Origin of the sequence: Streptomyces sp. NPDC006261 (assembly GCF_040613515.1) — a bacterium.
Taxonomy (GTDB): Bacteria; Actinomycetota; Actinomycetes; order Streptomycetales; family Streptomycetaceae; genus Streptomyces.
This window is the reverse complement of sequence record NZ_JBEXSI010000001.1, coordinates 188,172-214,493: the sequence shown is the minus strand read 5'-3', so window position 1 is coordinate 214,493 and position 26,322 is coordinate 188,172. Positions and strand designations below refer to the sequence as shown.

22 protein-coding genes and 6 pseudogenes are annotated in these 26,322 nt (G+C 72.3%); 18 read left to right on the top strand and 10 right to left on the bottom strand.

Features of this window, described 5'->3' with window-relative positions; all coding sequences use genetic code 11:
- Position 1 precedes the first annotated feature (1 nt).
- Both ABZ154_RS00980 and ABZ154_RS00975 read left to right on the top strand, forming a co-directional pair.
- Positions 2 to 259, top strand: coding sequence for a WhiB family transcriptional regulator (locus ABZ154_RS00980; protein ID WP_356827756.1), 258 nt, complete (start codon positions 2 to 4; stop codon positions 257 to 259).
- A gap of 48 nt (positions 260 to 307) precedes the next feature.
- Positions 308 to 661 (top strand): YkvA family protein, encoded by a 354-nt coding sequence (locus ABZ154_RS00975; protein WP_356827754.1) that lies wholly within the window; start codon positions 308 to 310, stop codon positions 659 to 661.
- 38 nt (positions 662 to 699) lie between these two features.
- On the opposite strand, the gene ABZ154_RS00970 is transcribed toward ABZ154_RS00975, so the two are convergent.
- Positions 700 to 2,022, bottom strand: coding sequence for a DUF6777 domain-containing protein (locus tag ABZ154_RS00970; RefSeq protein WP_356827752.1), 1,323 nt, complete (start codon positions 2,020 to 2,022; stop codon positions 700 to 702).
- A 181-nt stretch (positions 2,023 to 2,203) separates the two neighbouring features.
- On the opposite strand from ABZ154_RS00970, the gene ABZ154_RS00965 reads away from it, so the two are divergent.
- Positions 2,204 to 3,511 carry a streptophobe family protein gene (locus tag ABZ154_RS00965; protein ID WP_356827750.1) on the top strand — a complete coding sequence of 436 codons (1,308 nt, stop codon included), beginning with the start codon at positions 2,204 to 2,206 and terminating at the stop codon, positions 3,509 to 3,511.
- Here ABZ154_RS00965 and ABZ154_RS00960 read toward each other — a convergent pair.
- The 5 genes from ABZ154_RS00960 to ABZ154_RS00940 all read right to left on the bottom strand — a co-directional run bounded on the left by ABZ154_RS00960 (position 3,508) and on the right by ABZ154_RS00940 (position 8,881).
- Entirely contained in the window at positions 3,508 to 4,524 is a 1,017-nt protein-coding gene (locus ABZ154_RS00960; RefSeq protein WP_356827748.1) for a serine/threonine-protein kinase, read from the bottom strand. The two genes, ABZ154_RS00965 and ABZ154_RS00960, sit on opposite strands and share 4 nt — an antisense overlap.
- A 6-nt stretch (positions 4,525 to 4,530) precedes the next feature.
- Entirely contained in the window at positions 4,531 to 5,298 is a 768-nt protein-coding gene (locus tag ABZ154_RS00955; protein WP_356827746.1) for a hypothetical protein, read from the bottom strand.
- Positions 5,299 to 5,307: 9 nt separating this feature from the next.
- On the bottom strand, positions 5,308 to 7,671 hold the full coding sequence (locus ABZ154_RS00950) for an ATP-binding cassette domain-containing protein (RefSeq protein ID WP_356827744.1): 2,364 nt from the start codon (positions 7,669 to 7,671) through the stop codon (positions 5,308 to 5,310).
- 81 nt (positions 7,672 to 7,752) lie between these two features.
- Entirely contained in the window at positions 7,753 to 8,169 is a 417-nt protein-coding gene (locus ABZ154_RS00945) for an ATP-binding protein (RefSeq protein ID WP_356827742.1), read from the bottom strand.
- A gap of 106 nt (positions 8,170 to 8,275) precedes the next feature.
- Positions 8,276 to 8,881, bottom strand: a complete 606-nt coding sequence (locus ABZ154_RS00940; protein ID WP_356827740.1) for a sigma-70 family RNA polymerase sigma factor — start codon at positions 8,879 to 8,881, stop codon at positions 8,276 to 8,278.
- Positions 8,882 to 8,956: 75 nt separating this feature from the next.
- On the opposite strand from ABZ154_RS00940, the pseudogene ABZ154_RS00935 reads away from it, so the two are divergent.
- From ABZ154_RS00935 to ABZ154_RS00910, 6 genes and pseudogenes are all read left to right on the top strand, one after another.
- Positions 8,957 to 9,403: pseudogene (locus tag ABZ154_RS00935) on the top strand (alpha/beta hydrolase); the annotation flags it as partial.
- A gap of 5 nt (positions 9,404 to 9,408) precedes the next feature.
- A pseudogene (locus tag ABZ154_RS00930) lies at positions 9,409 to 10,740 on the top strand (LamG-like jellyroll fold domain-containing protein); the annotation flags it as partial.
- A 123-nt stretch (positions 10,741 to 10,863) separates the two neighbouring features.
- A pseudogene (locus tag ABZ154_RS00925) lies at positions 10,864 to 11,499 on the top strand (ABC transporter permease); the annotation flags it as partial.
- A 66-nt stretch (positions 11,500 to 11,565) separates the two neighbouring features.
- The gene (locus ABZ154_RS00920) at positions 11,566 to 12,594 is read left to right on the top strand and encodes a LacI family DNA-binding transcriptional regulator (protein WP_356827738.1); all 1,029 of its coding nucleotides are present in this window, start codon (positions 11,566 to 11,568) and stop codon (positions 12,592 to 12,594) included.
- A 45-nt stretch (positions 12,595 to 12,639) separates the two neighbouring features.
- Positions 12,640 to 13,515 carry an aldose epimerase family protein gene (locus tag ABZ154_RS00915; protein ID WP_356827736.1) on the top strand — a complete coding sequence of 292 codons (876 nt, stop codon included), beginning with the start codon at positions 12,640 to 12,642 and terminating at the stop codon, positions 13,513 to 13,515.
- Positions 13,516 to 13,846: 331 nt separating this feature from the next.
- On the top strand, positions 13,847 to 14,263 hold the full coding sequence (locus tag ABZ154_RS00910; RefSeq protein WP_356827734.1) for an acyl-CoA thioesterase: 417 nt from the start codon (positions 13,847 to 13,849) through the stop codon (positions 14,261 to 14,263).
- A 101-nt stretch (positions 14,264 to 14,364) separates the two neighbouring features.
- On the opposite strand, the gene ABZ154_RS00905 is transcribed toward ABZ154_RS00910, so the two are convergent.
- The gene (locus ABZ154_RS00905) at positions 14,365 to 14,898 is read right to left on the bottom strand and encodes an EF-hand domain-containing protein (protein ID WP_356827732.1); all 534 of its coding nucleotides are present in this window, start codon (positions 14,896 to 14,898) and stop codon (positions 14,365 to 14,367) included.
- Between the two features lie 256 nt (positions 14,899 to 15,154).
- Here ABZ154_RS00905 and ABZ154_RS00900 point away from each other — a divergent pair.
- Together ABZ154_RS00900 and ABZ154_RS00895 are read left to right on the top strand one after the other, a co-directional pair.
- Positions 15,155 to 15,711 (top strand): annotated as a pseudogene (locus tag ABZ154_RS00900) (AraC family transcriptional regulator); the annotation flags it as partial.
- Positions 15,707 to 15,928 (top strand): annotated as a pseudogene (locus ABZ154_RS00895) (ABC transporter ATP-binding protein); the annotation flags it as partial. The pseudogenes ABZ154_RS00900 and ABZ154_RS00895, both read left to right, overlap by 5 nt.
- Here ABZ154_RS00895 and ABZ154_RS00890 read toward each other — a convergent pair.
- Positions 15,859 to 17,076: a Dyp-type peroxidase gene (locus tag ABZ154_RS00890; protein ID WP_356827730.1), complete on the bottom strand. Its 1,218-nt coding sequence runs from the start codon at positions 17,074 to 17,076 to the stop codon at positions 15,859 to 15,861. The pseudogene ABZ154_RS00895 and the gene ABZ154_RS00890 sit on opposite strands and share 70 nt — an antisense overlap.
- A gap of 309 nt (positions 17,077 to 17,385) precedes the next feature.
- Here ABZ154_RS00890 and ABZ154_RS00885 point away from each other — a divergent pair, with 309 nt between their 5' ends.
- The 6 genes and pseudogenes from ABZ154_RS00885 to ABZ154_RS00860 all read left to right on the top strand — a co-directional run bounded on the left by ABZ154_RS00885 (position 17,386) and on the right by ABZ154_RS00860 (position 23,340).
- Positions 17,386 to 18,606, top strand: a complete 1,221-nt coding sequence (locus ABZ154_RS00885) for a cytochrome P450 (RefSeq protein ID WP_356827887.1) — start codon at positions 17,386 to 17,388, stop codon at positions 18,604 to 18,606.
- Positions 18,607 to 18,625: 19 nt separating this feature from the next.
- Positions 18,626 to 19,759, top strand: a complete 1,134-nt coding sequence (locus ABZ154_RS00880) for a type III polyketide synthase (protein WP_356827885.1) — start codon at positions 18,626 to 18,628, stop codon at positions 19,757 to 19,759.
- A 106-nt stretch (positions 19,760 to 19,865) separates the two neighbouring features.
- Positions 19,866 to 21,056, top strand: coding sequence for a S8 family peptidase (locus ABZ154_RS00875; protein WP_356827728.1), 1,191 nt, complete (start codon positions 19,866 to 19,868; stop codon positions 21,054 to 21,056).
- 160 nt (positions 21,057 to 21,216) lie between these two features.
- A pseudogene (locus ABZ154_RS00870) lies at positions 21,217 to 21,744 on the top strand (substrate-binding domain-containing protein); the annotation flags it as partial.
- A 172-nt stretch (positions 21,745 to 21,916) separates the two neighbouring features.
- Positions 21,917 to 22,234, top strand: coding sequence for a cupin (locus tag ABZ154_RS00865; protein WP_356827726.1), 318 nt, complete (start codon positions 21,917 to 21,919; stop codon positions 22,232 to 22,234).
- Between the two features lie 185 nt (positions 22,235 to 22,419).
- The gene (locus tag ABZ154_RS00860; RefSeq protein ID WP_356827724.1) at positions 22,420 to 23,340 is read left to right on the top strand and encodes a YihY/virulence factor BrkB family protein; all 921 of its coding nucleotides are present in this window, start codon (positions 22,420 to 22,422) and stop codon (positions 23,338 to 23,340) included.
- Here ABZ154_RS00860 and ABZ154_RS00855 read toward each other — a convergent pair.
- Complete coding sequence (locus ABZ154_RS00855; protein ID WP_356827722.1) at positions 23,324 to 24,334, bottom strand: zinc-binding dehydrogenase; 1,011 nt, start codon at positions 24,332 to 24,334, stop codon at positions 23,324 to 23,326. The genes ABZ154_RS00860 and ABZ154_RS00855 overlap by 17 nt on opposite strands.
- Before the next feature lie 60 nt (positions 24,335 to 24,394).
- Positions 24,395 to 25,240 (bottom strand): M12 family metallo-peptidase, encoded by an 846-nt coding sequence (locus ABZ154_RS00850; protein WP_356827720.1) that lies wholly within the window; start codon positions 25,238 to 25,240, stop codon positions 24,395 to 24,397.
- Positions 25,241 to 25,466: 226 nt separating this feature from the next.
- Between ABZ154_RS00850 and ABZ154_RS00845 the strand changes: the two genes are divergently transcribed.
- The gene (locus ABZ154_RS00845) at positions 25,467 to 26,321 is read left to right on the top strand and encodes an ABC transporter substrate-binding protein (RefSeq protein WP_356827718.1); all 855 of its coding nucleotides are present in this window, start codon (positions 25,467 to 25,469) and stop codon (positions 26,319 to 26,321) included.
- Position 26,322: the final 1 nt, after the last annotated feature.

The following is a 26,322-nucleotide window of genomic DNA, read 5'->3' as shown; positions in this document are numbered from 1 at the left end:
CATGGACAACTGGCGCACGCACGCGGCCTGCCGCGACGAGGACCCGGACCTGTTCTTCCCCATCGGGACGTCCGGGCCCGCCGTCGTCCAGGCCGCGGAGGCCAAGGCGGTCTGCAGGACCTGCCCGGTCCAGGCCCAGTGCCTGGAGTGGGCCCTGGAGAACGGCCAGGACTCCGGCGTCTGGGGAGGCCTCGCCGAGGACGAACGGCGCGCCCTGAAGCGGCGCAGCCGCCGGCGTACCAGGAACACCGCCGGCTGACTTCCCCGTAATCCCGTCATCGACGGCCGAGTGGGTAGACGATGAGCCATGGACACCACCGTTTGGCTCGTTGTCGCCGCCGTCGCCGCACTGGTCATGCTGGCCCTGGCCGCCGTACTGCTGGCGCGCGTCTTCAAGGCCAGGAAGCTCCTGGTCGACGCCGGGATCCCGTTGCGCGACAAGGCGCTCGTCTGGGCGGCCGTCGTCTACACCGTCTCCCCGGTCGACCTGCTGCCCGACCCCGTCTACCTCGACGACATCGGCTTCCTGCTGCTGGCGCTGCGCTCCCTGCACGCCGCCGCAGCGTCGGCCGGACTGGGACGGGCCAAGGGGGCTGGTGCCCCGGTGGAGATCCCGAAGCCCGAGAAGACGGCCAGGCCCCGGCCGGACGCGGTGCGTTAGGCGTTCGCGTTCGCGTGCGCCAGTTGTTCGCGCGTGCGCTAAGAGTTGGGCTGTTGCTCCTGAGGTTGCTGCTGCTGCGGTTGCTCTTCCGGCTGCTGCTCCTGAGGCGGGGCGGGCTGGGAGTCGGGCGAGTCGCCGGGCGGGTTGTCGGGGGGCGGAGGGTCGCTGGCGGGCGGACTGTCCGGCGGCGGTGTCACCCCGTCGTCGGCAGGGGGCGGGGATTCGCCGGGCGGCGGGGATTCGCCTTCGGGCCGCGATTCGCCCGGGCTCGGACGGCAGGAGCCGTCGTCGCCGGATCCCGGCGGGCAGGGCGACTCCCCCTTCTTCTTGTCCTTGGGCGGATCGGTCTTCTTGTCCTTGCCGCCGGTGTCTCCCGCCGGACGGGTGAACCAGTCACCGCTCTCCGGATCGACCATCACGAACTCGTCCACCGGCTTCGACGCCGGCTCCACCACGACCACGTCCGACGCCCGGTACCCCGGCCAGGCCTTCCCCGTCTGCTTGGGCGCCTCCTGGGCGACGGGCGGCACCAGCGGATTCCCGCAGGCGCAGCGCACCCGGGGCACCCCGCGGTCGTCGACGAGCACCGCCGTACCGGCCTGGAGCACCGCCTGATAGGACGTCGCCTTCCCGTCCCGGAAGCCGTGGTTGGTCACGCGGGTGTCCATACGCAGCTGTACGGGGGTGAGAGCGCGCAGATAGTCCGGTACGGCCGACGGCTCGATGTCCTGGACCGAGGCGAACGCCCGGTTCTTGTCCGGAGCCGCCCGCAACGTGCTGATCTGCTTCTCCACATCGCAGCTCGCGACCTTACGGGTGCCCCCGTAGAGACCGGGCGCCGCACCGTCCACCCCACGCGTCACCTGCGACCCCGTAGCCGAGGAACTCGGGACCGCGGACGGGGAGGCGGTCGCCGGCTCGGTGTCGTTCTCGCGCGCCGTGGACTCCGTGAACGGGTCCGGGCCGGAGGAGCCCGCCGCCTGGAGGAACACCTCGCCGCCCGCCTTCGAACCGCCGCCGTCGTCGGGGCGGGTCAGGAAGACGACCAGCACCACGGCCACGACCAGGGCCGTCGCGATCGCGGCGATCCGGGGCACGGACCGCCACCAGGGGCGCCCGGGACCGGAGCCGGGGGCGGCACCGGAGCCGGAGCCGCCTCCCGCACCGCTTCCTGAACCACCGGAGCCGCCCGAACCGCCCGGGCCCTGCGAGCCGCCGTGGTCACCACCGCTCGGTGGACCGGGCGGCGCGCCGGACACGGTTGTGGGGGGCGGGGGCGTCGGCCCGGACCGGGAGGGGCCCGAGAGGGGACCGGAAGGCGGTCCCGTGGGGCGGCCGGAGGACGGCGTTTGTTCACTCACGGGCTCTGCTCCCCGAGTTTGGGACCCGTCCCGGACCGCCGCTCCCATCGCTGGGGGATCTCTGGGCAATCCGGGCTTTATCGCACTCATTGTGTGTGCCGCCCGCGTGCTCCCCGCAAGCGGAGGGAGCGACCGTTTTCCCCGGGGAGCGAAGTGCCGGGCCGCTGCTTAGCGTGGCAGCGTGAACGTCCGGGCGAGCAACGACACGAACAGCGCGACGCGCGCACCGCACGGCTGGCGCGACGCCCTCGTGGCGATCCTGGCCGGAACCCTGGCCATGCTGGTGACGGCCGCCCTCGGCCTGTGGGCCGCCGGTGCGGCCGGGCTGCCCGGCGGCGCCTTCCCCCGTGTGGTCGCGGCCGTCGTCGTGATGGCGGCGGGCGGTTCCGTCGGGCTGGCGGGCGACGCCGGTTCCCTGGTGGGGGCGCAGGCGGGCCTCTCGGTGCTCCCGCTCTCGGTGACCCTGGCGGGTGCGCTCCCCATCGCCTACGGGTTTCTCCGCCCCCTGCGCCACCGGGCCGTCGCCGGAGGCCGGGAGCTGGCGGGCCGGGCGGGCCGCGTCGCCGTCGTCTGGGCCGCGGTACTGGTCGTCCTCTCGCTTCTGGCCCGGCACACGTTCACTCTCCCGGCCGAAAGCCTCACCGGGGACGGAAGCGGGGACGGAACCGGTGACGCCTTCGGCGACGTAATGGGCGACTCGGCGCGGGTCGGCTTCCGGGCCGACATCCCGTTGACGGTGGTCATCGGCCTGGTGTGGCTGGCCGGCGTCCTCGTGCTGGCGCTCCTCGTCTCGCGCCGGGCCCCCCTCCCGGCCCGGCTGGTGCGCTTCCAGGAGACCGTGCGCCCGGCCGCGTCCGCCATGGTGGCGCTGCTCCTCGCCTCCGTCGCCCTGGGCGTCGTCGCCGGACTCGTCGTGATGGTCGTGCGCGGACATCCCGCCCAGACCGTGGCGGTGATCCTCCTCGGACTGCCCAACCTGGTCTGGCTCGCGCTCACGTTGGGCCTCGGCGCCTCCTGGGAGGGCAAGGTGCAGGGCCCCTTCGGACTGCCGATGCCCCAGGTGCTCGACTCCGTACTCCGTACGCCGGACCTCTCCACGGTCAACCTGCGCACCCTGGCCGCCCAGGACGGGCGCGTCTGGTGGCTGCTCGTCGTCACCGCCCTGCTCGTGCTCGCCGCCGCGTTCCTCATGGCGGTCCGGTCGCCCGCCCGCATGCGGCCCTGGCAGCACGCCCTGCACCTGGCGGTCGCGCTCACCCTGACCGTGCTCCTCATCGGCCTGACCGCGGCGGTCTCCGCCCGGTACGGCCTGTCCCTCCTGGGCATCGGGGACCTCGGCGGCGGTCTCGGCGGCGAGCTCTCGTTGCGACCCCGGCTGTGGACCGCGCTCGGCGTCGCCTTCCTGTGGGGCCTGGTCGCCGGATTCCTGGGCGCGCTCGCCGCCTCCCGGATGCACCGGCGCGGCGAGATTCCGCCGGACACCCCCTAAGGCTCGGAGAACACCGGGCGGGCCCAGCGCGGGGGCCGGGGCGGCGGCTCCGGCGTCGCGGACCAGGAACCGGCCCGCGCGTCCACCCGGGTCGGCGCGCGGCGTCCGGCCGGGACCCCCGACGACGCCGCCCGCAGCGCCGCCACGAACCGCAGACAGGTGTCGTAGCGGTCGTCCGGCGACTTGGCCAGCGCTTTCGCCAGTACGCCGTCCACCGCGCCCGGCAGATCCGGCCGCTGCCCGGTCGGCGGAGGCGGCGGATCGTACTGGTGGGCCCACAACAGGGCCATGTCGTCGTCCCGCTGGAAGGGCGGGGCTCCGGTGAGGGTCTCCTGCACCACGCACGCCAGGCTGTACACATCGCACCGGCCGTCCACGGGCTTCCCCGAGATCTGCTCCGGCGCCACGTAGTCGAGCGTCCCGACGAACTGGCCGACAGTGGTGAACCCCGTCAGCGACAGTGACTTCTTCGTCAGCCCGAAGTCCGTCAGATACACATGCTCCGGATGGTCGCTGTCGGTCCCCGCCGCCACCAGGATGTTGCCCGGCTTCACGTCGCGGTGCACCAGATCGTGGTCGTGCGCCGCGTCCAGCGCGGACGCGACCTGCCCGCCGATCCGGACGGCGGCGGTGAGGTCGAGCGGCCCGCGCCGGTCGATCAGCACGCGCAGGTCGGCGCCGGCCACGTAGCGCATCGCGATGTAGAGCAGACCTTCCGTCTCGCCGGCCTCGAAGACCGGCACGATGTGGGGGTGGTCGATCGCGGCCGCCACCCGCGACTCATGGGTGAACCGCTGACGGAAGGTGTCGTTGCGGGCCAGTTCCGGGGCGAGCAGCTTGAGCGCGACGATCCGGTCCAGCCGCAGATCCTTGGCCCGGTAGACCACTGCCATGCCCCCGCGGCCGATCTCGGCCTCCACCAGATACCCCGCGATCCGCTGGCCGATCAGCTCGTCGTCCCGGCCGGCCGGAAGCCCGGCTTCGTGCGAGGGGGGAGGCGGGGGAGGTGCCACGGCCTGTCACCCCCTGTCGTCCGACGCATCGTCGGGTGTGACCGGGCGAGTCGGTTCGGGCGCCATCACGTGGGTGGGCCCGGGTCCGTCGGGCGTCATCACCTGGGTGGGCCGGGGCCCGTCGGGCGTCACCACCTGAGTCGGCTCCGGCCCGTCCGCGGCGACTGCGCGCGTTGCCTCCGGTGGCCCGTCCGCGGTGACCACGCGGGTCGCTTCCGGCGGCCCCTCCGCACCAGCCGCCCGCGTCGGCTCCGGTCCCGCGCCCGCCCCCGTGAACGCCGCCCCCGATCCCGGCCCCGCCTCCGCCGCGTACGTACTGAGCTGTGTCCCGTCGCAGAAGACCCACCGCTCGTGCTCGGCGTCGTACAGCCACACCGACTCCCCGTCCACGACCAGGCCCACCCGCATTCCCCGCGTCCGCTGCTGAAAGCTCTCTCCGTCGCCGCGGCCCTCGGCCAGGTCCTGGGCGGCGCGCCGGTACTGGTTGAGGGCCTCCTCCGCCCGGGCGAGCAGGGGCCGCGGGTCCGCCGTGCGGGCGAGCGGCTGACCGGGAGCCGGGGGAGTGCGCGGTACGGAGACGAGGAGCCGCCCGTCGACCCAGGCCGCCCAGCCGTTGGAGCAGAGGACGTGCGCCCAGTCCCCGCGCCGCTCCGCCAGCTGCACCGGCAGCAGGGCGTCCAGGGGGTCGGTGGGCCGGGCGGTATCGGGCGCCTCCCAGGCGGGCAGCCCGTCCGGGGGGACGACATGGGTGGGGCGGAACTCCGGGGTCGCCATGGAACCGCCTTACTTCCGCATGACCGCGGGCTCATGGCGCCGCAGCAGCTTCGCGACGACGTAACCGAAGAGGGCGGAGAGGACGACCAGCATGCCCATGTTGAGCAGCCAGACGCCCGCGGAGTGGCCGAAGAGCGGGTCGGACGTCAGCTCGCCCGGCACGATGCGGGACAGATCGATCGTGCCGGCCATCGCCCCCAGCGCCCACCGGGAGGGGATCAGCCAGGACAGCTGCTCGAGCCCCGGCACCCCGTTCAGCTTGAGCAGGGCCCCGCAGAAGACCACTTGGACGATGGCGAGGAGGACGAGCAGCGGCATCGTGACCTCCTCCTTGCGCACCAGCGCGGAGACCAGGAGGCCGAGCATCATCGCCGTGAACGACAACAGGGCGACCTCCAGGGTGATCTCCGCGAGCGGTGGCAGGAACACTCCTTCGCCGCCCGGCGCGTTGAGGTCGACGCCCACCAGGCCCACCAGGGTCAGCACGATGGCCTGGAGGACCGTGATGGTCCCCAGCACCACGATCTTCGACATCAGGTACGCGGATCTGGAGAGGCCGACCGCTCTCTCGCGCTGGTAGATCACCCGCTCCTTGACCAGTTCCCGCACGGCGTTGGCGGCGCCGGTCAGCACGCCGCCCACACACAGGATGAGCAGCGCGTTCATCGCCGTCTCCTGGGTGAGCCTGCTGCCCGCCAGGGCGCGGGCCATCGCCCCCATGACGAAGGGCAGCGCGATCATGATGATCAGGAACGTACGGTCGGCGGCGAGCGCGGAGGCGTAGCGGCGGACCAGGGTGCCCAGCTGCGCACCCCAGTTACGGGTCTTCGGCGGCGGGGCGACGGACGCCCCGGGCGAGGCCGGGGGAAGCTGGGGCTGCGCCGAGGCGTTCACGATGTACTGCTGGTGGAAGGGCGAGTCCGCGTAGGTGGCCGCCCAGTCCCGCTCCCGGTCGTTCTCGAAGGCTTCGAACGCCTCCGGCCACTCCTCGAAGCCGAAGAAGGCAAGAGCGTCCGCCGGCGGGCCGTAGTAGGCGATGCGCCCGCCCGGCGCGAGGACGAGGAGCCGGTCGCAGACCTCCAGACTCAGCACGCTGTGCGTGACGACGACGATCGTACGGCCGTCGTCGGCGAGGCCGCGCAGCATGTGCATGACGGAGCGGTCCATCCCCGGGTCGAGTCCCGAGGTCGGTTCGTCCAGGAAGAGCAGCGAGGGCTTCGTCAGCAGCTCCAGGGCCACGCTCACCCGCTTGCGCTGTCCGCCGGAGAGGCTGTGGATCGGCTGGTTCGCCCGCTGCTCCAGGCCGAGTTCATGGATGACCTCCAGGACGCGGGCCTCCCGTTCCTCCTTCGCCGTGTCCTGCGGAAAGCGGAGTTCCGCGGCGTACCCGAGGGCTTTGCGTACGGTCAGCTGGGAGTGGAGGATGTCGTCCTGCGGGACGAGGCCGATGCGCTGGCGCAGCTCGGCGAAGTCGCGGTAGAGGTCACGGCCGTCGTAGAGGACGGTGCCGGTGTCGGCCGGCCGCAGCCCGGTGAGGGCGTTGAGCAGCGTCGACTTCCCGGCGCCGCTGGGCCCGACGACGCCGAGCAGGCACTTCTCGCCGACGGGGAAGGAGACGCCGTCCAGCAGCGTCTTGCCGCCCTTGCCCGCCTTGCCGACGGTGACCTCCAGGTCCTGGACGTCCAGGGACACCTCACCGGTGTCCACGAACTCCTGGAGCACATCGCCGACCAGGCTGAACGCGGAGTGGCCGATACCGACGATGTCGCCGGCGCCGATGACGGCCCGGGCGGCGGGCTGCCCGTTGAGGAAGGTGCCGTTGTGGCTGCCGAGGTCGACGATCTCGTGCCGACCGTCGGGAAGCGCCCGCAGCTCGGCGTGGTGCCGGGAGACCACGAGGTCGTCGATGACGAGGTCGTTGCCGCTGTCACGGCCGATGCGCACGGTCTTCGCGGGCAGCGGCCGTACGGTGGTCGGCTGCCGGAAGGTGCCGGTGGCGGCGGGCATCGAGACGGCGGACGGCCGGTCCGCGGCGGCGGGGCGAGCGGGGACTTCCCGGCCCCGCAGGACGGCGCGGGGGCCGTCGCTCGGGTTGCCGAAGTGGATGATGCTGCCGGCGCCGACGCCCGACTCATGGATCCGGTGACCGCCGGTGTACGTGCCGTTGGTGCTGTCCTCGTCGTGGAGCGTCCAGTGACCGGCCTCGGGGTGGAGAACCGCGTGGTGCCAGGAGACCCGGTCGTCGTCTATGACGATGTCGCTCTCGGGGTCGCGCCCGACATGGTAGTCCCGGCTCGGACTCATCACCGTGGAGCCGATATCCGTCTCCAGGACGAGCTCGGGCGCCGTCGGCGCTGCGGGCCGCTCTGCCATGTCCGAATTCTATCGAGACGTCACGATCGGCGCCCGTTGCGGCCGGGGCGGACGGGCTCTCGCCGTCCGGGGCCCTCGCTGTCAGCGGACCACGGTGGCGAGGATGACCTTCCCGCCGTCCGCCGAATCGCGCACCGTGATCTCCTGGGACAGCCGCTGGACCATCGGCCAGCCGAAGCCGCCGGTGCGGCCCGTCAGGTCGGGCGTGCGGTTCTGCGGGTGCGCCGGACTGGGATCGGTGACCCGCACATGGACGCCCGTGCGGTCCGCGGTCAGCCTGAGCGCCGTAACCGTTCCCGCGTGCCGGAGGGCGTTGGTGACCAGCTCCGTCACGAGGAGCAGCAGGTTCTGCACCACGTGCGCGGCCGGCGCCGGGTGCAGCCGTGCGACAAAGCTGCTGACCGCGTCCCGCGCTTCGGCGGCCTTCTCCGGCCTGCAGACGTAGTCCGTGCGGGTCTCCCCGTCCGGCGAGAGTGTCATCAGCATGCGGTCGTTCATGGCGGTCACCCCGTCGCGTGAGCTTTCTGGCTGCAGTCCGGATACCCCCGGAACGGCATTTCATGGAAAGTGGCCGCGGGGGATGGGTGAACCGCCCCGTCACCCCTCAGGTCCCGCCCCCGAGCCGGTCCCGCTGGATGCGGTGGGCCAGGGTGCGGCGCACCGAGGCGGAACCGGTGGCTGTGGTCGCCCGGTCGGGAACGTCGAGGCCGCGGCTGATGGTGTCGTACGCCGATCGGTAGGCGCCGGGGAGGTCCGCCCGGTGCCGCCTCAGGTCCTCCTCGACGAGGCGTCGCAGCGCGTCGACGTTCGGCGGTGTGAAGCGTTTCCTTCCCCGACCGAGGGCCTCGACGAAACGTGTGCAGCGGGCCTCGTGGCGCAGGGACTCGGAGATTCCCTCGGCCAGGCCCCACAGGCGCCCTTCGAGCCAGGGCGTGTCGTACTGGTCGAGCGCGAACTCCGCCGGGGGTGGCGGGCTCCCCGGCGCGTGCTTCGTCACCTGCTTGGAGACGGCGGGCTGGCTCATGCCCGTGAGCCGGGCGATCCGCTCCTGGGTCCAGCCCGATCCGGCGAACAGCGCGACCATCTCGCTGCGCAGCTGCCGCATCTCCTCGCCCGCCCGGATGACCTCGTTCATGGTGGCGAACATGCGTACGGCCTGGTCCTCGCTGAGGAAACGGGAAGGGAATGGGTCGTCGCCCTTGTCTGTCATAGCTCGGTTATACCGCACGTCCCGATCCTCATAACCAGGTTGTACAACCTGGTTATGAGGATCATCATGGCTGCCATGACGACTTTCACCGCACCTGATGGAACCCGGCTCTCCTATCGCTTCACCGACGACGGCGACCCGGTGATCTGCCTCCCGGGCGGGCCCGCCGACTCCCGCTACCTGGGTGATCTCGGCGGCCTCTCCGCACATCATCGGCTCGTCCTCCTCGACCCGCGCGGCACCGGTCGGTCGGCGCTGCCTGAAGACGCCGCCTCCTACCGCTGCGACCGTCAGGTGGCGGACGTCGAAGCCCTGCGGGAGCACCTCGGGCTCGCCCGGGTCGATCTGCCGGCCCATTCCGGCGGCGCGAACCTCGCGATGCGGTACGTAGCCCGGCACCCGCAGCGGGTCGGCAGGCTCGCCCTGATCGGCCCCGGCGTGCGGGCGGTGGGCGTGGAGGTCGACGGGGAGATGCGCCGCGCGCTCGCGCTGCGGCGGAAGGGTGAGCCGTGGTTCCCCGCCGCCCCACGGCGAAGAACCTCTCCACGCACCGCCTCACCACCACCTGGGGCGACAAGCTGGACGTCGACGACCCGCTGCCCGAGTACCCGCGCCCGCAGCAGGTCCGCGAGCAGTGGAAGAACCTCAACGGGCCCTGGGAGTACGCCGGAGCCACCGAGGGCGAGAAGCCGGTCTTCGGCAGGAAGCTCGGGGAGCGGATCATCGTGCCGTTCCCGGTCGAGTCCCAGCTCTCCGGGCTGGAGCGCGACGAGGACCACATGTTCTACCGCAAGCTCGTGACCGTGCCGAAGAACTGGTCGGTCGGCAAGGGCAAGGGCAAGTCCGGTGAGTCCGGCAAGGACAGGCGGCTCAAGCTCAACTTCGACGCCGTCGACTACAGGTCCACCGTCTGGGTCAACGGCACCAAGGTCGCCGAACACACCTGCGGCTAAACCGGGTTCAGCGCCGACATCACCGATGCGCTCCAGGGGCATCTACAGCGGGGTCGCTGACAAGGCCGCCCTCACCGCCAAGTACGTCGACAACACCCGTACGTACTACCTCGCCGCCGCCGGCGCCGAGTTGTCCGGCTCCGTCCACACCCAGGTCAGCGACCTGGAGAACGAGCTCAACGGGCTCTGGACGTACGATCGCCGCGAGATCAAGGCCGACCCGAAGAAGGTCCGGGAGATCAACCACCAGGTCATCGCCGCCGGGGCGAACACCGGTCAGCGCGACGAGCTGAAGGGCGGCGGCTCCTGGTCGCTCGACGAGAACAAGGGCAGCACGGCTCGCGACAGCGGCCCCAACCAGGCCCACCTCGCCCTGGAGGGCGGCGCGTCCTGGACGCCGGGCGTCGCGGGCTCGGCGCTGAAGTGCACCGGGGACGGCCAGTACGCGCAGAGCACCGCACCCGTCGTGGACACCACCAAGGACTACACCGACTCGGCGTGGGCCTCGATGGACGCCCTGCCCGGCAACTACGCCACCGTCGTCAGCCAGGACGGCCGGCGTACCGAGAACCCCTTCTATCTCCAGTACGGGCAGGGCGCGTTCGCCTTCTCCACCCCGGGCGGGAAGCGAGCCCGCCTGGAGATCACGCCGGAGGCCGGGAAGTGGTACCACCTGGTCGGGGTGCGGCAGGGCGACGAGGCGAAGCTGTACGTCGACGGGAAGCTCGCCGCCACCACCGAGGCCGGCCCCGCCAATGTCAGCACCGGCCCGCTCTCCGTCGGCCGGGCCCAGTACGCCGGGGCGAAGGGCGACTTCTGGAACGGGTCCGTCGACCAGGTGGGGGTGTACGACAAGGCCTGACGGCCGATGAGGTCACGGCCCTGCACGGCGGCCGGCAGCCGTAGCGGGAGGCGAATCGGTCCGCTCCCGCAGGTGATCGCAGTCGTAGCCCTTGTCCGCGTGCAGTTACGTCGTCGTCGTCGCGGTCCGCGCCGGGACCGGATCGGCGGATTGCCCCGCACGAGCGGTTGGGCTCCGTCTTCGCCCTCGGGGGCGTCCTGGCGGCCTGGGCCTCGCAATGGGGCTTCCTCGCCGCTCTGCTCGTACCCCTCGTGGTCCGCGGCGCGATCGGGCTGGTCAACGGCCTCCTCATCGCCCGCGCGAACATGGCGCCGTTCATCGTCACGCTCGCCTCCCTCCTCGCGGCGCGCGGCATCCTGCTCGCCTTCACCGACGAGGGCGCCACCACCTGCGTGGTCCCCAAGGACTCCGCCTTCGCCGTCGGCGGCAGCAGCGACGCGGCCACCCTCATGGGCCTGCCCGTCGCCCGTACGAAGATCCTCGTCCACACCCTCAGCGGACTGCTCGCCGGACTCGCCGGAGCGCTCAACGCCGCCCGTCTCTCCTCCGGGGTCACCATCGTCGGTGTCGGCATGGAGCTGGACGCGATCTCCGCGGTCGTCATCGGCGGCACCCTCCTCATCGGCGGCGCCGGATCGATCAGCGGCACCCTCTGGGGCATCCTGCTGCTCGCCGTGATCCAGAATCTCATCAACCAGATCGGCTCGCTCAACTCCTCGTACCAGTCGGTGGTCAGCGGCGGCTTCCTTATCGTTGTCGTGGTGGCGCAGCGTTACCTCGCGCCAAGCCGGAGAACCACCTGAACCGGACGGGCCGGACGGGCCGGACGGGCCGGACAGGGGCGAGTCGAACCGAGTACAAGGAGTGCCGTGGGCGTCAGCCTCAAGGACGTGGCTCAACGGGCGGGCGTGTCCATCAAGACCGTTTCGAACGTGGTCAACAACTACCAGCACGTCACCCCCAAGATGCGCGCCAAGGTGCAGCAGGCCATCGACGAACTCGGCTACCGGCCGAACCTCACCGCCCGCCACCTGCGCAAGGGCCGCACCGGCATCATCGCGCTGGCCGTGCCCGAGTTCGGCAACCCGTACTTCGCGGAGCTCGCCGGTGAGGTCGTCGACGCGGCCGCCCGGCACGACTACACCGTCCTGGTCGACCACACCGGCGGCCTGCGCGAGAAGGAGCTGCTGGTCAGCCAGGGGTTCCGGTCCCATGTCATCGACGGGCTCATCCTCAGCCCCATCCACCTGGAGACCGAGGACCTGATGGCCCGTACGGAGACGGCACCGCTGGTGCTGCTCGGGGAGCGCGAGTACGAGGCCCCGTACGACCACATCGCCATCGACAACGTGGCCGCCGCCCGCCAGGCCGTCGCCCATCTCATCGCCCTCGGCCTCCGGCGGATCGCCTTCCTCGGCTCCCGTACCGGCCAGGAACGCCAGCCCGCCCACCTCCGGCTGCGCGGTTGGCGCGAGGAGCTGGCCGCCTCCGGCATCACCCCCGACGAGTCCCTCGTCGTCGTCACCGACGGCTACGGGAGGGAGGACGGCGCGGCCGCCATGGCCTCGCTCCTCGACCGGGGCGAGCGGCCCGACGCCGTGTTCGCGTACAACGACATGATCGCGATCGGCGCCATGCGCACCATCACCGAGCGCGGCCTCACCATCCCGGGCGACATCGCCGTCGTCGGCTTCGACGACATCGAGGAGAGCCGGTACGGGACCACCACCCTCACCACCATCGCGCCCGACAAGGCGGCCATCGCCCGGCTCGCCGTCGACAGCCTCGTCGAGCGCCTCGCCGGCACCTCGGTCGCCGCACCCCGGCGGCCGCGCCCCGGCTACCGCCTCGTCGTCCGCGAATCCACCGCGCCCCGTCAGGCTTCCGGACCCTGCTGAGGCCCGAGGCCCCTCCTTCCCTTACCCATCCCCAAGGAACTCCGCATGCCCACCGTGCACCGCAAACCGTTCGGCCACGCCCACGGGCAGAGCGAGATCGACCTCTGGACCCTCGCATCGGGCACCGGGGTACGGGCCGAGATCCTCAACTACGGCGGCATCCTGCACAGCCTCACCGTGCCGGACACCGCCGGCGCCCCGGGCCCGGTCGTCCGCTCGCTGCCCGCCCTCGACGACCACACCGACAAGAACCGCTACTTCGGGGCCGTCGTCGGGCGGTACGCCAACCGCATCGCCCACGGCCGCTTCACCCTTGACGGCACCACACACCGCATCCCCGCCAACGACCGGGGCCACGCCCTGCACGGCGGCCCGGACGGCTTCCACACCAGGGTCTGGGAGGCGGCCGGGCACCGCACCAATCTCGGCCACACCCTCCAGGTCGACGCCGACCACTACCTCCCCGTCGACGCCGACTCCATCCCCGAAGGCTCTCCGTCCCCCGTGGCCGGCACACCCTTCGACCTCACCGCCCCGCAGCCGGTGGGCGAGCGCCTGACCCGACCGCACCCCCAAGTCACCCCGGCCGGCGGCTTCGACCACTGCTGGGTGCTGCGCGACCCGGCCCCCGGAACTCTCCGCAGGGCAGCCCGCCTCACCGCCCCCGGCGACCGGCGCACCCTGGAGCTCTGGACCACCGAGCCGGGGATCCAGGTCTACACCGCCAACCAGCTCGACGGCGCGTTCACCGACGGCACAGGCCGCCGCCACGAGCGCCACGGATCGCTCTGCGTGGAGACCCAGCACCTGCCCGACTCACCCAACCGCCCCGCCCACCCCAGCACGGTGCTGCGCCCCGGCGAAACCCTGCGCAGCCGCACCGAATGGCGCTTTCCGCACCTGCGCCCGGAAGAGAGATAGTTTGCGGCTCCCGGCAGCCCCTTGATCTACTTCCCGGACCAGCAGACAGGCCGACTGGCCCGTCTGCAGCGCGGGCACCGCGCGCCGCACCTGGTTGAGCCTTCTCAGGCGTGTCTCGAGGGGAGGGGCCGCGGGCGGGTGGCCCCGGCGGCTGCCGATGGCGGTCCCGCCGGAGAACCCGGACGCGCCTCGAGTTTCGGGCGAGTGAACACGATCCGGCGGAAAGCCCTGCCGGAACATTGCTGCAAACCGGTGCATGACAGGCCCGTGAAGGGATCGGGCAGAACCGGTTCGTCGGAATGGACCGCCGGGCGGAGGCGTTCGCACGGGCATGACCTTCTCCGTTGACGTGACCGTGCGCGGCTACGAGCTCGACACCCAGGGCCATCTGAACCAGGCCGTCTACCTCCAGTACGCCGAACACGCCCGCTGGGAGCTGCTGCGGGCCGCCGGGCTTCCCCAGGAGAAGCTGCTGGCGGACGGCATCGGCCCGGTGCAGCTGGAGGTCACCGTGAAGTACCGCAGCGAGCTGCGGGGCGGGGAGCGGGTACGGGTCACCTGCCGCTTCGACTACGGCACGGGGAAGACGTTCACCCTGGCCCAGCAGGTCATCAAGGAGGACGGCACGGTCGCCGCCGAGATCACCGGGGTGGCCGGCGTCCTCGACCTGACCGAACGCCGCCTCGTCCCGGACCCGCAGGGCCGCCTGGCCGCACTGGCGGGCAACCCGGACCTGCTGACCGGCTGAGCAGGGCGGGGAGGGCGGACGCCCTTCCCCATGGGCGGGGCGTCCACGAGCAGCGTGTTGCGACCTGCGCATGACCCCGCTCACCGGTCAGGAGCCTCCGGTCAGACGGGGGTGCCGACGACGAGGTGGTCGCCGGGGATGCCGGCCTTGCCGGGCGCGTAGTAGTCCTTGATCCCGGCGACCCACGTCTCCACCCGGATCCGGTCTCCGTCCGTCGGCTCGAACGCGTCGAAGAGCGCGTCGATGTTCGCGGGTTCGAACCCGATCGCCGTCATCAGCGCCATGAACAGGGGGCGCTCGATCAGGCCGTCGCCATCCGGGTCGCCGAGTGCGGCGAGCGCCTCGGCGAACACGGCGACGGTCGCGTCGAACCGCTCCGGCGACAGCACACAGGCGGTGAACTCCTCGAAGCTGATCTCGCCGTCCCCGTTGGCGTCGAGCTCGGTGAGCAGGGTCGTCCAGTACCGCCGGAACGCTCCCCGCATCGCGTCCTTCGCCGCCTGGTCCGATGCGTGCGCTTCGCGCACGACGCGGTCGGCCATGAGCTCGAAGTCGTCGGCCTCCAGGACCCCATTGGCGTTGGCATCGAACAGGGAGAAGACGAGCGCGACCCGCCGGGTGGCCTCAGTGGTCATGAATCCGTCACCTTTCGCCGTACGGTCCCGCCGACCGGAGCCCGGTCGGCCCACCCACTGTCCGCCCGAAGGGCGGCGGGCACGGCGAAAGCCGTATCCCTTTCACCTGAAGGACGTAACCGCCCCCGCGTAAACGTCGAGTTGAGGCAGACAGCGGGGCCCAGCGCCCCGCACGCCCCGGCACGGGCCGTGGACGACCGCGTCGTACCGGGGGAGCGGGGAACCCGCCTGAGCGCCCACCTTCTGGGCTGGCCGGATGAGAGTGATGCCCGCCGCGACCGGAGAGGCCGTACCGTCCACGACCAGGGAGATACGGTCGCTGCCCGCGCACGCGCCCGGTGCGGTCGACACCCCCTTCGTCACCAAGGGCTACGACGAGGTCGTCTCCCACGGCACCCTCTGGGACGCGCACTCCCACCCCTTCCACGAACTCGAACTGCTCCGGAACGAGCGGGGCGTCTCTCGGCGGTGGTCGGCGAACGCATCTGGACGATCACCCCGCCCTCGGCCTGTGGATGCCCGCCGGGACCCCGCACTCCGGATCGGCGACGGCGGGGACCTGGTTCCGCGCAAGCTTCTTCGGCTTCCGCACGACGTCGTCGATCTCCGGCACCCCGGTCACCGTCGAGATCACCCCCCTTGCTGCGCCTCCTGCTGGAACGGCTCGGCGAACCCGGCCTCGCCCCCTCCTCCCGCGCCGCGACCGAGGCGCTGGTGCTCGACGTCCTCGCGCCGTCGCCCCGCGAGCTGCTCCTACAGGTGCCCGCCTCAGGCCTCCTGCGCCCCGTCGCGGACGCGGTCCGCGAGGATCCACACCGCCGGCTCCCCGGCCGAGGTGCTGACCGAGGAGACCGTCCGCGTGGTCTTCGGCCTGGGGAGCCACGTCATCGAGGACCCGGTCTCCGGCCGGCCCCCGATGCTCCCGATCGGCCGCCACCACGTGCGGGAGAGGCCGCGCCCTCAGGAGCCGAGCAGCGCGGAGCCGTACCAGTCCGAGGAGCCGGTCACGCCCGGCAGCGCGAGGAAGTAGCCGCCGCCCGTCGCGGTGCTGAAGTCGGCGAACCGCTCACCCTCCAGCCGCTTCTGCACGGTCGCGAACTGCCGGGCGATATCCCGCTGGTAGCAGCAGAAGACCAGCCCGACGTCGAGTGTGCCGTCCGGAGCGAGGCCCCGGTCGATGTTGTAGCTCCGGCGCAGCAGCACCGAGTCCTCGCTTCCGGGAGTCCGCGGATTGGCCCGGCGGATGTGCGAGTCCAGCGGGGTGACCCGGCCCTCCGGGTCCCGCCCGTAGTCCGGCAGGTCGCTCTCCTCACGTCCGTCGAGCGGCGCCCCCGTCGACTTGCGGCGGCCGAAGATCCGCTCCTGCTCGCCGAGGGGGACCCGGTCCCACGCCTCTGCCCGCAATCGGATCGTGCGCAGCACCTGGTAGCTTCCGCCGCGCGCCCAGCCCGGCCCCTCCGGCCCGACCCAGACCAGCCGGTCCATCTCCCGGGCTGACCCTGTGTCCGGGTGCGCGGTGCCGTCCTTGAAGCCGACGAACGACCGCGGCGCGCCCTCGGGACGCGGCGGATTGAGGAAGCCGTCGGCCCGCCACCGCGTCCGCAGCAGCCCCGCGGTCTCCCGCGCCAGATCCCGTACGACATGGAGGACGGCGTCCGGGTGCTGGGCGCAGACCTGCACCGAGAGATCGCCGTGACAGCTTCCCGGGTCGAGCCGGTCCCCGGGGAACTCCGGCATCGGGACGAGCCCGGGCGGCAGCGCCCCCGCCAGCCCGTACCGCCCGTCGAACAGCGAGGCACCCACTCCGACGGTGATGGTCAGCCGGTCCTCCGGTCCCCGCACCGCGGCCACGTCCGGGTCCAGCGGTGTGACCCCGGCCGTCAGGGTGCGGCACCGCACGGTCAGCTTCTTCAGGAGCGCCGCCAGCTCGGCCCGGTCGCGCGCGAGCACGTCGAAGGCGGCGAATCCGCCGAACCGCTGCTGCCGGGTGAGGATGCCCGCCTGGTGCGCCCCGTGGAACGGCACCCGCACGTCGCCGGAAGCGGCAGCCGGCGCGCCGGAAGCGGCCCCCGCCGCCAGCGTGCCGGTCAGACCCGCAGCCCCTACGACACTCGCGGCTCCCCGCACGAAGACACGTCGACCGGGACGCGCATCCCGGCGGTGGTCACTTTCCGTCATAGCCGTTCTCCTTGCGGGATCTTGGTGGTCCGCTCCGGCTCATCGGCCCTACCGCGCGGAACGCCAGCTCAGCACGGTTTCCCCGGGCAGGGCGGGTGGCTTGGGCCGGGCGGCTGAGCGCCGGGGCGTGCGCCCCCTGATCGGCTGACTGCGGAGGGTGAGTGACATGTTTCGCGGCACCACGGGGGACACAGGGGAGGTCTGTTCCCGGGCCCTGAGCCGGGACGCCCTGAAACCCCGAACCGGTCATTGGGAGAAACCTCGGTGCAGAACGCCTCGGTGCAGAACGCCTCGGTGCACGACGCCTCGGTGCACGACGCCTCGGTCCACGACAAGGAAACCGTACGGAGCTGCCCGTTCGACTTCGCACAGCAACTGGAGTTCGACCCGCAGCTCAAGGAACTGCTCACCAAGGAACCCGTCTCCCGCATCCGTATGGCGTACGGAGAGGGCGAGGCGTGGCTCGTCACCCGCTACGAGGACGTCCGGACGGTCACCACCGACCGGCGCTTCAGCCGGAGTGCCGTGCTCGGGCGGGACTTTCCCCGGATGACCCCGGAGCCGATCGTCCAGGCCGAGTCCATCAACCTCATGGACCCGCCCGCCAGCAGCCGGCTGCGCAGCCTGGTGGCCAAGAGCTTCACCCCGCGCCGCGTCGAGCAGATGCGCGAGGGGACCCAGCGGGTCGTGGACCGGCTGCTGGACGGGATGGAGGGCGAAGGCTCACCCGCCGACTTCGTCGCCGGCATCTCCTCGCCGCTGCCGCTGATCACCATCTGCGAGGCGCTCGACATCCCCGAGGCCGACCGTCCCTGGCTGCGCTCCCACGCTCTGACGATGATGAACGTCGGGGCGGCGGGCAAGGAGGACGCGGTACGGGCCAAGGCCGAACTGCGCGGCTACTTCACCGAGCTGACCGCCGAGCGCCGCCGCTCCCCGGGCGAGGACCTCATCAGCACCCTGGCCACCGCCCGGGACGGCGCCGAACTGCTCGACGACAAGGAACTGGCCGTCATGGCGATGGTCCTGCTCATCACCGGCCAGGACACCACGACCTACGAGCTCGGCAACATCGCCCACACCCTGCTCACCCGGCCCCAGCTGCTGAAGACGCTCCAGGCCGAACCGGAGCGGCTGCCCCGCACCATCGAGGAGCTGCTGCGGTACATCCCCTTCCGCAAGGGCGTGGGCATCCCCCGCGTCGCCACCGAGGACGTGGAGCTCGGCGGCGTCGCCATCAAGGCCGGCGACGTGGTCCACGTGTCGTACCTGACGGCCAACCGGGATCCCGCCAAGTTCGACCGTCCCGACGAGCTGGACCCGGACCGGCCGTCCATCCCGCACATGACGTTCGGCTGGGGAGCCCACCACTGCTTGGGCGCACCGCTGGCCACCATGGAGCTGGAGGTGGCCTTCTCCACGCTCCTGGCCCGCTTCCCGGCCCTGCGTCTCGACGCGGAGCCCGAGGACATCCGGTGGAACACGACGTCCATCTGGCGTTACCCGCTCGCCCTGCCCGTCACGTGGTGACGAGAGCCTCCGCTCCCAGATACGAGGAGAACCCATGGCGACCCTGTGCCGACCGGCCATCGCTGTGCCCGAACACGTCATCACGATGCAGCAGACCCTGGAGCTGGCCCGGGAGACCCACCACGGGCACCCCCAGCGCGACCTCGTCCTGAGGCTCATCCGGAACACCGGTGTCCAGACCCGCCACCTGGTGCAGCCGATCGAGGAGACTCTCAAGCACCCCGGCTTCGAGCTCCGCAACCAGGTGTACGAGGCCGAGGCCAAGACCCGGGTCCCCGAGGTGGTGCGGCAGGCCCTCGCCAACGCCGAGACCGACCCCGCCGACATCGACCTGATCGTCTACGTCTCCTGCACGGGCTTCATGATGCCCTCGCTGACCGCCTGGATCATCAACACCATGGGGTTCGGCCCCGAGACCAGACAGCTGCCCATCGCCCAGCTCGGCTGCGCGGCCGGCGGTGCGGCGATCAACCGGGCGCACGACTTCTGCCGGGCCTACCCCGACTCCAACGTCCTCATCGTCTCCTGCGAGTTCTGCTCCCTCTGCTACCAGCCCACCGACATCGGAGTGGGATCGCTGCTCTCCAACGGCCTGTTCGGGGACGCCATCTCCGCCGCCGTCGTCCGGGGGCAGGGCGGCACCGGCATGAGGCTGGAACGCAACGGCTCCCACCTCGTGCCCGACACCGAGGACTGGATCTCCTACGCCGTCCGCGACACCGGATTCCACTTCCTCCTCGACAAGCGTGTGCCCGGCACCATGGAGATGCTCGCGCCGGTCCTGAAGGACCTCGTCGACCTGCACGGCTGGTCGGTGCCCGACATGGACTTCTTCATCGTCCACGCCGGCGGCCCGCGCATCCTCGACGACCTCTGCCACTTCCTCGACCTGCCGATGGAGATGTTCCGCTACAGCCGGGCCACCCTCACCGAACGCGGCAACATCGCCAGCTCCGTCGTCTTCGACGCGCTCGCCCGTCTCTTCGACGACGGGGGCGCGGCCGAATCCGCTCAGGGCCTGATCGCCGGATTCGGACCAGGCATCACCGCCGAGGTGGCGGTCGGCAGCTGGGCGAACCACGACCCCGGGGCCGACCCCGACCGGGAACTGGCCGACCTGGAGCTCAGGACGGGCGTTGCGCTGTCCGGCTGAACCCGTGTTAAGGCGCCGTACGGGCGGGGACGAAGGACCGGGTATTCGCGCTTCGCGGCTGCGCACCCGCGCCGCGAACGAACGACCCCCACCCGAGGAGACACGTATGCGCCTGCGCGCCCGTTGGGCCCCGGCCGCCCTGCTGCTGATCGCCCCCCTGGTCGGCACCACCACCCCGGCCACCGCGGACACCGGACCGGAAAGGGTCCCGGTGGAGCGGTCCGCCCGGGCCGTACCCGGGCAGTACATCGTCACCCTGGAGCCCGAACTCTCCCCGGACACCGTGCTGGAGGACCTCGGGCTCCAGGCATTGTTCACGTACGGAAATGTCCTGCACGGGTTCGCCGTCACGCTCACCGCCACCGAACTGGAGGCCGTGCGGGCCGTCCCCGGGGTGCTTGCCGTCGAGGAGAACGCCGAAGTGGCCGTCGAGGCGCCCCGGGCAGGCGGCCTCTTCCGGGCCCCCGCGGCCACCTGGGGCACCGACCGGATCGACCAGCGAGCCCTGCCGCTGGACGACACCTTCACCACCACGGCCACGGGTGACGGCGTGAAGGTGTACGTCGTCGACACCGGGATCGACGCCACGCACGCCGAGTTCGGCGACCGGGTCGTCAAGGGCTACGACGCCGTCGGCGACGGCCGTGACGGCCAGGACTGCAACGGCCACGGCACCCATGTCGCCGGCACCGTCGGGGGCTCCACCTCCGGGGTGGCGAAGGACGCGTCCCTGGTCAGCGTGCGGGTCCTGAACTGCCAGGGCCGGGGCACCTGGGCCGGCATCATCGCCGGGTTCGACTGGGTGGCCAAGGACGCGGCGGCCGGCTCCACCCCCGCCGTCCTGAACGCCTCGCTCGGCGGAGCCCGGTCCAATTCGGTCGACGCGGCCGTCGAAGCCGTCGCGGACGCGGGCGTGCTGCCCGTGGTGGCGGCGGGCAACGACGACAGCGACGCCTGTGCCGTATCCCCGGCCGCGGCCGACGGCGTGGTCACGGTGGGAGCGAGCGACCGCCAGGACCGGGAGACCTCGTTCAGCAACTGGGGCTCCTGTCTCTCGCTCTACGCCCCCGGCGCCGACATCGTCTCCGCGAAGCTCGGCGGTGGCACCGTCTCCCTGAACGGCACCTCCATGGCCAGCCCGCACGTCGCGGGAGTCGCCGCCCTCTACAAGCAGGACAATCCCTCGGCCACGCCCGCCGCCGTCACGCGCTGGCTGACCGACACCGCCACCCCGGACGTGCTCTCCGGCCTCGGCCAGGGCTCGCCCGACCTGCTGCTCCACACCGGCGGCCTCTGACACACCGCCAGGCGGGGCCGGTGGGCGGTGATCGCGGTACGCGATCCGCTCACCGGCCCGCACCCTCCGGCTGTTGCCGGCGTCGGCGCCTTGGCCGCCGGTGCCTCCGCCCAGGTCAGCGCAGCCATCGGCGCCCGGGGCGCGGGCAGACATCTCCCCCTGCGACGACGCCGTCGCCATCGAGCGCGCCTGGCGTCACCTGGCCTCCCTCGGCCACGAGCGCATCGGCGTGGTGATCGGCCCGTCCGGCCATGTGCCCTCCCGCCGCAAGCCGGCGGCGGCCCGCTCGGTCGCCGAGGCCGCCGGGGGCAGCTGGCGGAGGAGGACATCGAGCGTTCGAATGTTCTCCCTGGAGGGCGGCCAGGCCGCTGCCTCCCGGCTGCTGGGGCGGGGAGTCACCGGAATCATCTGCGCCAGTGACCCGCTGGCCATGGGCGCGGTCCGGGCGGCCCGCAGGCGCGGCCTCGGGGTGCCGTCGGATGTCTCGGTCGTGGGCTTCGACGACTCGGACTTCATGAGCTGCGCCGAACCCCCGCTCACTACGATCCGCCAGCCCATCGAGGCCATGGGCCGGGCCGCCGCCGAGCTGCTCCGCGCAGGTATCCCGGGCGGCGCGGCACCGCCCGGGGAGTTGCTGTTCGAGCCGGAGCTCGTGGTGCGCGGCTCGACCGCGCAAGCGCCCCGCTGAAGCGCAGCGCCCCCGGGATCGCCGACTTGTACGTACAACTGTTGTCCAATTGCGCGGCATGAGGGAAATCCTGCAGTCATCCGGCGGTTCCATTCCAGGCACCGCCATCCGCCCGGTCACCCCGCGTCCGGCACGATCGCGGGACGGCAGGCGCTGCGGCAGAGTGGGCAGCATGGACGACCTCAACGCACTCGCCGAGGAGCACCTGACCGCCGCCCGCGCCTCCGCGCACGGTCGCAGCGCGCATCTGCTCATCCAGGAACCGCCCCTGCGCCAGACCGTGATCGCCCTCACCTCCGGCTCGGCGCTCGACGAACACAACGCCCCGCCCGCCGCCTCCCTCCTGGTGCTGCGCGGCACGGTCCGCCTCACCGCCGACTCCGGCGACGCCGATCTCCCAGCCGGCACGCTCCACCCGATCCCGCAGGAGCGGCACGGGCTGCTGGCACTCCAGGACGCGGTGGTCCTCCTCACGGCCGTCAACGACTGACGGGACATCGGGGAGGCACGTACGGCCCGGGGGCCCCGCGCATCCGGTAAGGCCGCAGGGCCCGGGCAGGTGTGTCCGGGCGGAGGCGTGGCAGGAGAGGATCGAGGAAAGCCGGGGCGTCCGACGGACGAGCCCCCCCCGCCCGCCGCGTCCGATCACGTCCCCGGAGTACCAGCTTGCCCAGCTTGCCCACCCAGACCGCCGCAGCCGCGGAACGCACCGACCCCGCCGCCGGACGCCCCCGCCCGCCGCGCAACTGGCTCGCCGGGCTGCGCCGCACCCCCGTCTCGCTGTGGAACGACGACATCACCGACTGGGCCGCCGCCCTCACCTACTACGCCATCCTCGCGCTGCTCCCGGCCCTCCTCGTCACCGTCTCCGTGATCGGCCTCGCCAACCCCGACGCGACCACCGCCCTGATCGCCGACATCACCGCCTTCGCTCCCGCCGAGTCCGGGGAGGCGCTCCGCCGCCCGCTGGAGGCGGCCACCGAGCAGCGCTCCGCCGTCTGGCTGCTCGTCGCGACCGGATCCGTCAGCGCCGTGTGGTCCGCGTGCAGCTACCTCGCGGTCTTCCGCCGCGCGATGCACGCCATGCACGGCGTGCGGGACAACCGCCCTCCCCTGCGGCAGGCGCACATCATCGTCGTGTCGGCGATCGGTCTGCTCGTCCTCCTGATGACCAGCGCCTGCGCCCTCGTGCTGACCGGCCCCCTGGCCCGCTGGCTCGGCCGCCGCGTCGGCCTGCCCCATGAGGGCGAGACCCTGTGGGTGGTCCTGAAGTGGCCGTTGCTGCTCTGCCTCGTCGCGTGCTTGATCATGGTGCTCTTCAGTACCGGTCCCCGCTCCGCGCGCGGTGTCCGCCGGGGCCTGCCCGGCGGGGTGCTGGCCGCGTTCCTGTGGCTGTCCGCATCGGCGCTCTTCGCCCTCTACGCCACCCAGGTCGGCAGCTACAGCAGGCTCTACGGCTCCCTGGCCGGCCTGGTGGTCTTCCTGATCTGGGTCTGGTTCGCCAACCTCTCCCTGCTCGCCGGCGCCCAGTTCAACGTGGAGCTGGACCGCCCGGAGGCGGAACGGGAGCGGGAGCCCGCTACGGCCGCAGGATGAGGCGGACCGGGTCGCCCTCCTTGGTCTCCATCCGCCGCACCGCCGTCGCCGCCTCCTCCAGCGGCAGCACGCCGGTGATCGACCGGGAGAAGTCCAGGCGCCCGCCCTCGGCGAGCCGGACGAGCTGCGCCACATGGTGCTCCTCGGAGCCGTAGTGCCCCAGGATCCGGTGCTGGAGGTAGCTGAACCGGGTGGAGTGGGCCACCGTCAGCGGCTGGTCGCTCAGCCCGACCAGCACCAGGCGCCCCTTCGGCGCCAGCACGCTCAACGCCTGCTCCCGGACGGCGGGAGCGCCCGCGAAGTCGAAGGCCGCCTCCAGGCCGCCGCCCCCCGTCGCCCCGAGCACCTGCTCGTGCAGCAGCGGATCGCCGGAGTCCAGCGCCAGGTCGGCCCCGAAGTGCAGGGCCCGGTCGCGGGCGGCGGGCGCCGGGTCCACCGCGATCACCGGGTACGCGCCCACGGCCCGCAGCAGCTGCACGGCGTGCGCCCCGAGCCCGCCCGCGCCCCAGACCCCGACGGCCTGCGCCGGGCGCACGTCACCGGTGACGGTCACCGCCGCCCAGGGGGTGGAGACCGCGTCCGGGATGATCGCCGCCTGGTCGAGGGGGAGCGTGAGCGGCAGGGCGACGAGGGTGGCGGCGGAGGCGAGGGCGTACTCGGCCCACCCGCCGTCGTAGTCGACACCTCGCGTGTGGGTCCGGCCCCCGCGCCGCTCGCCCGCCTGGAGGACCACCCGTTGCCCGGCGCTCCAGCCGCTGACACCGGGCCCCAGCCCCTCGACCGTCCCGGCGACCTCGTGGCCCAGAGTGACAAAGTCGCCCTCCAGATGCAGGGGCGTGAGTGTGCCGTCCACCAGATGCACATCGGAGAGGCAGACCCCGGCCGCGCCCACCTTCACCAGCACCTCGCCCGGCCCCGGCACCGGCTTCGCCACCTCCTCGACGGAGAGCGTGCGGGTGGGCAGGTGCAGGCGCACGGCGCGCATGCGGTCCATGGCGGGGTCCTTGTCGTGACGGCGTGACGTTCGATCCGGTCGCGGGCGGGACCCGGCCGGTCAGGCCTTCGAACGGTATCCGGCCACGATCGGCATCGTCTCGCGCAGCACCCGCACACTGTCGTTCGACGCGTCGCCGAGCCGAAGCCCCTTCCAGCTCCCCTCCGCGCTGGAGAACCGGCTGATGCGCTTGCAGTGGGTGCCGCACGAGGCGCGGTAGGCCATGATCGTGTAGTGCCGCCGGTCCTCGGTGATCCAGCCGGTGTTGTACGGGCGGGTGCGGCTCACGTTCATCGACCCGCCGGTGTCCGATGCCAGCGTCGTACGGTCGTGGGCCAGGCCCAGGTTGTGGCCGATCTCGTGGCTCGCCGAATCCAGCTCGATGCCGTCGACCTCGACGACCGCGTACGCGTACTCGTGCGACGAGCTGTCGAGGGCGGACGTGTAGTCCGCGGTGCCGCCACCGCGTTCGTCCCGCTCGACGACGAGCGTCACCAGATCGGCGCCGTACCGCTCGCGCTGCTCGTGCACCTGGCGCCCGAGCCCCGAACTGTGGTCCTTCAGCACGGCGTGCGCGGCGCGGAACTCCTCCGAACCGTCGTAGCCCTTCGCCGTGTACGGGTGGACGGCCCGGATGATCCCGCAGAGCCCGTCCGCGGCCAGCGAGCGGTTCATCCGGGTCGCGATCCGCTGGGCGGACGCCGGAACCCGGTGCTCGCCGCCGAGCCGCGCCGCGGCCTTGGGCGTGTAGACCACCAGCACATCGACGACGGGGCAGCGCATCGCCCCCGAAGCCGCCGCCGGAGTGGCCGGGGCGCTCGCCGACGTATCGGTGAGGAACGGGGCGGCACAGAGGGACGCGGCGATGCCGACGGCCAGAGTCGTTTTCAAGAGGGTTGCGCGCATGGGGAGTTGTCTCCATCCGGAGGGGGCGGGCGGAGGGATCCACTCGGATTACCGAGCGTGTCTCCTTTCTAACATTCGGTGAACTTGGCCGCCCGTCGCGCCGGCTGCGGGGTGGTACGAAGGTGGCGACCGGGCCGAGGGGTGTGGCAGCGCAGAGGTGGGCAGGTACACCTGTACGAACTCGCACAAGCGGTATGGCAGTCGGTGGCAGAGGGGCGTGTGTGGCGTGACGGAACAGAGCGAATGGCGTTTCTCCGACGACCGGGGTCAGCTGTCGACGGCACCCCGGCGGCCCGAGCGGGTGCTCGCCTACGTCCAGGCCGGGGCGACGCTGTGGGGCCTGGGTATCCGGCCGCAGGGGATCTTCGGCTCCGACCACGACGGCCCCGGCCCCGACCGCGCCAAGACCGGGACGCTCCCGCTGGATCAGGTCGCGTACGTCGGCGCCGGGAGCGCGCTGGACGTGGAGCGGCTGCTGAGTGATCGGCCGGATCTGGTCGTCGCGGTGAGTTACGGCGGCGGCCATGTCTACGGACTGGCGCCGGAGACCGCCAAGCCTCTGGAGGAGCGGGTCCCGGTCGTCGTCATCGATGTGAGCCAGGCCCGGACGTTCGAGGAGATCGGCGACCGGTTCGCCGAGCTGGCCCGCTCGCTCGGCGCCGAGCACCGCGCGGACGCGGACGCCGACCTCGACGCCGCCCGGGAGCGGCTCCGGACGATCGCCGCCGCAGGACCGGCCGACGTGCCCCGCGTTCTCGCCCTCTCCCCGGCCGGACCCGACCAGGCCCACGTCGCGCGCCCCCAGATGTGGCCCGAGTTGCGCGTCCTCGCCGCACTCGGCGTCCACCTCGTCGAGCCGGCCCCGGGCCCCGGGGCCAACTGGTCCACCCTCGACCGGGCGGAGACCTTCGCGCTGCGCCCGGACGTGATCCTCACCGACATCCGCGCCCACGCCGCCTCCCTGGACGAGTTGGGCCGGGACGGTCGGGAGCCGGTCGTGCCCTGGAACCCGGAGCCGCTGTACGGGCCCCGCGACCACGCCCGCTTCCTCGGCCTGGTCGCGGACGCGCTGGAGGGGTAGG

Coding starts and splice junctions, on each gene's coding strand:
- ABZ154_RS00975 (WP_356827754.1), top strand. CDS start 308: ATGGACACCACCGTTTGGCTCGTTGTCGCCGCCGTCGCCGCACTGGTC.
- ABZ154_RS00910 (WP_356827734.1), top strand. CDS start 13,847: ATGACCTTCTCCGTTGACGTGACCGTGCGCGGCTACGAGCTCGACACC.
- ABZ154_RS00890 (WP_356827730.1), bottom strand. CDS start 17,076: ATGACGGAAAGTGACCACCGCCGGGATGCGCGTCCCGGTCGACGTGTC.
- ABZ154_RS00915 (WP_356827736.1), top strand. CDS start 12,640: ATGCCCACCGTGCACCGCAAACCGTTCGGCCACGCCCACGGGCAGAGC.
- ABZ154_RS00905 (WP_356827732.1), bottom strand. CDS start 14,898: ATGACCACTGAGGCCACCCGGCGGGTCGCGCTCGTCTTCTCCCTGTTC.
- ABZ154_RS00865 (WP_356827726.1), top strand. CDS start 21,917: ATGGACGACCTCAACGCACTCGCCGAGGAGCACCTGACCGCCGCCCGC.
- ABZ154_RS00940 (WP_356827740.1), bottom strand. CDS start 8,881: ATGACAGACAAGGGCGACGACCCATTCCCTTCCCGTTTCCTCAGCGAG.
- ABZ154_RS00955 (WP_356827746.1), bottom strand. CDS start 5,298: ATGGCGACCCCGGAGTTCCGCCCCACCCATGTCGTCCCCCCGGACGGG.
- ABZ154_RS00875 (WP_356827728.1), top strand. CDS start 19,866: ATGCGCCTGCGCGCCCGTTGGGCCCCGGCCGCCCTGCTGCTGATCGCC.
- ABZ154_RS00945 (WP_356827742.1), bottom strand. CDS start 8,169: ATGAACGACCGCATGCTGATGACACTCTCGCCGGACGGGGAGACCCGC.
- ABZ154_RS00950 (WP_356827744.1), bottom strand. CDS start 7,671: ATGGCAGAGCGGCCCGCAGCGCCGACGGCGCCCGAGCTCGTCCTGGAG.
- ABZ154_RS00855 (WP_356827722.1), bottom strand. CDS start 24,334: ATGGACCGCATGCGCGCCGTGCGCCTGCACCTGCCCACCCGCACGCTC.
- ABZ154_RS00850 (WP_356827720.1), bottom strand. CDS start 25,240: ATGCGCGCAACCCTCTTGAAAACGACTCTGGCCGTCGGCATCGCCGCG.
- ABZ154_RS00980 (WP_356827756.1), top strand. CDS start 2: ATGGACAACTGGCGCACGCACGCGGCCTGCCGCGACGAGGACCCGGAC.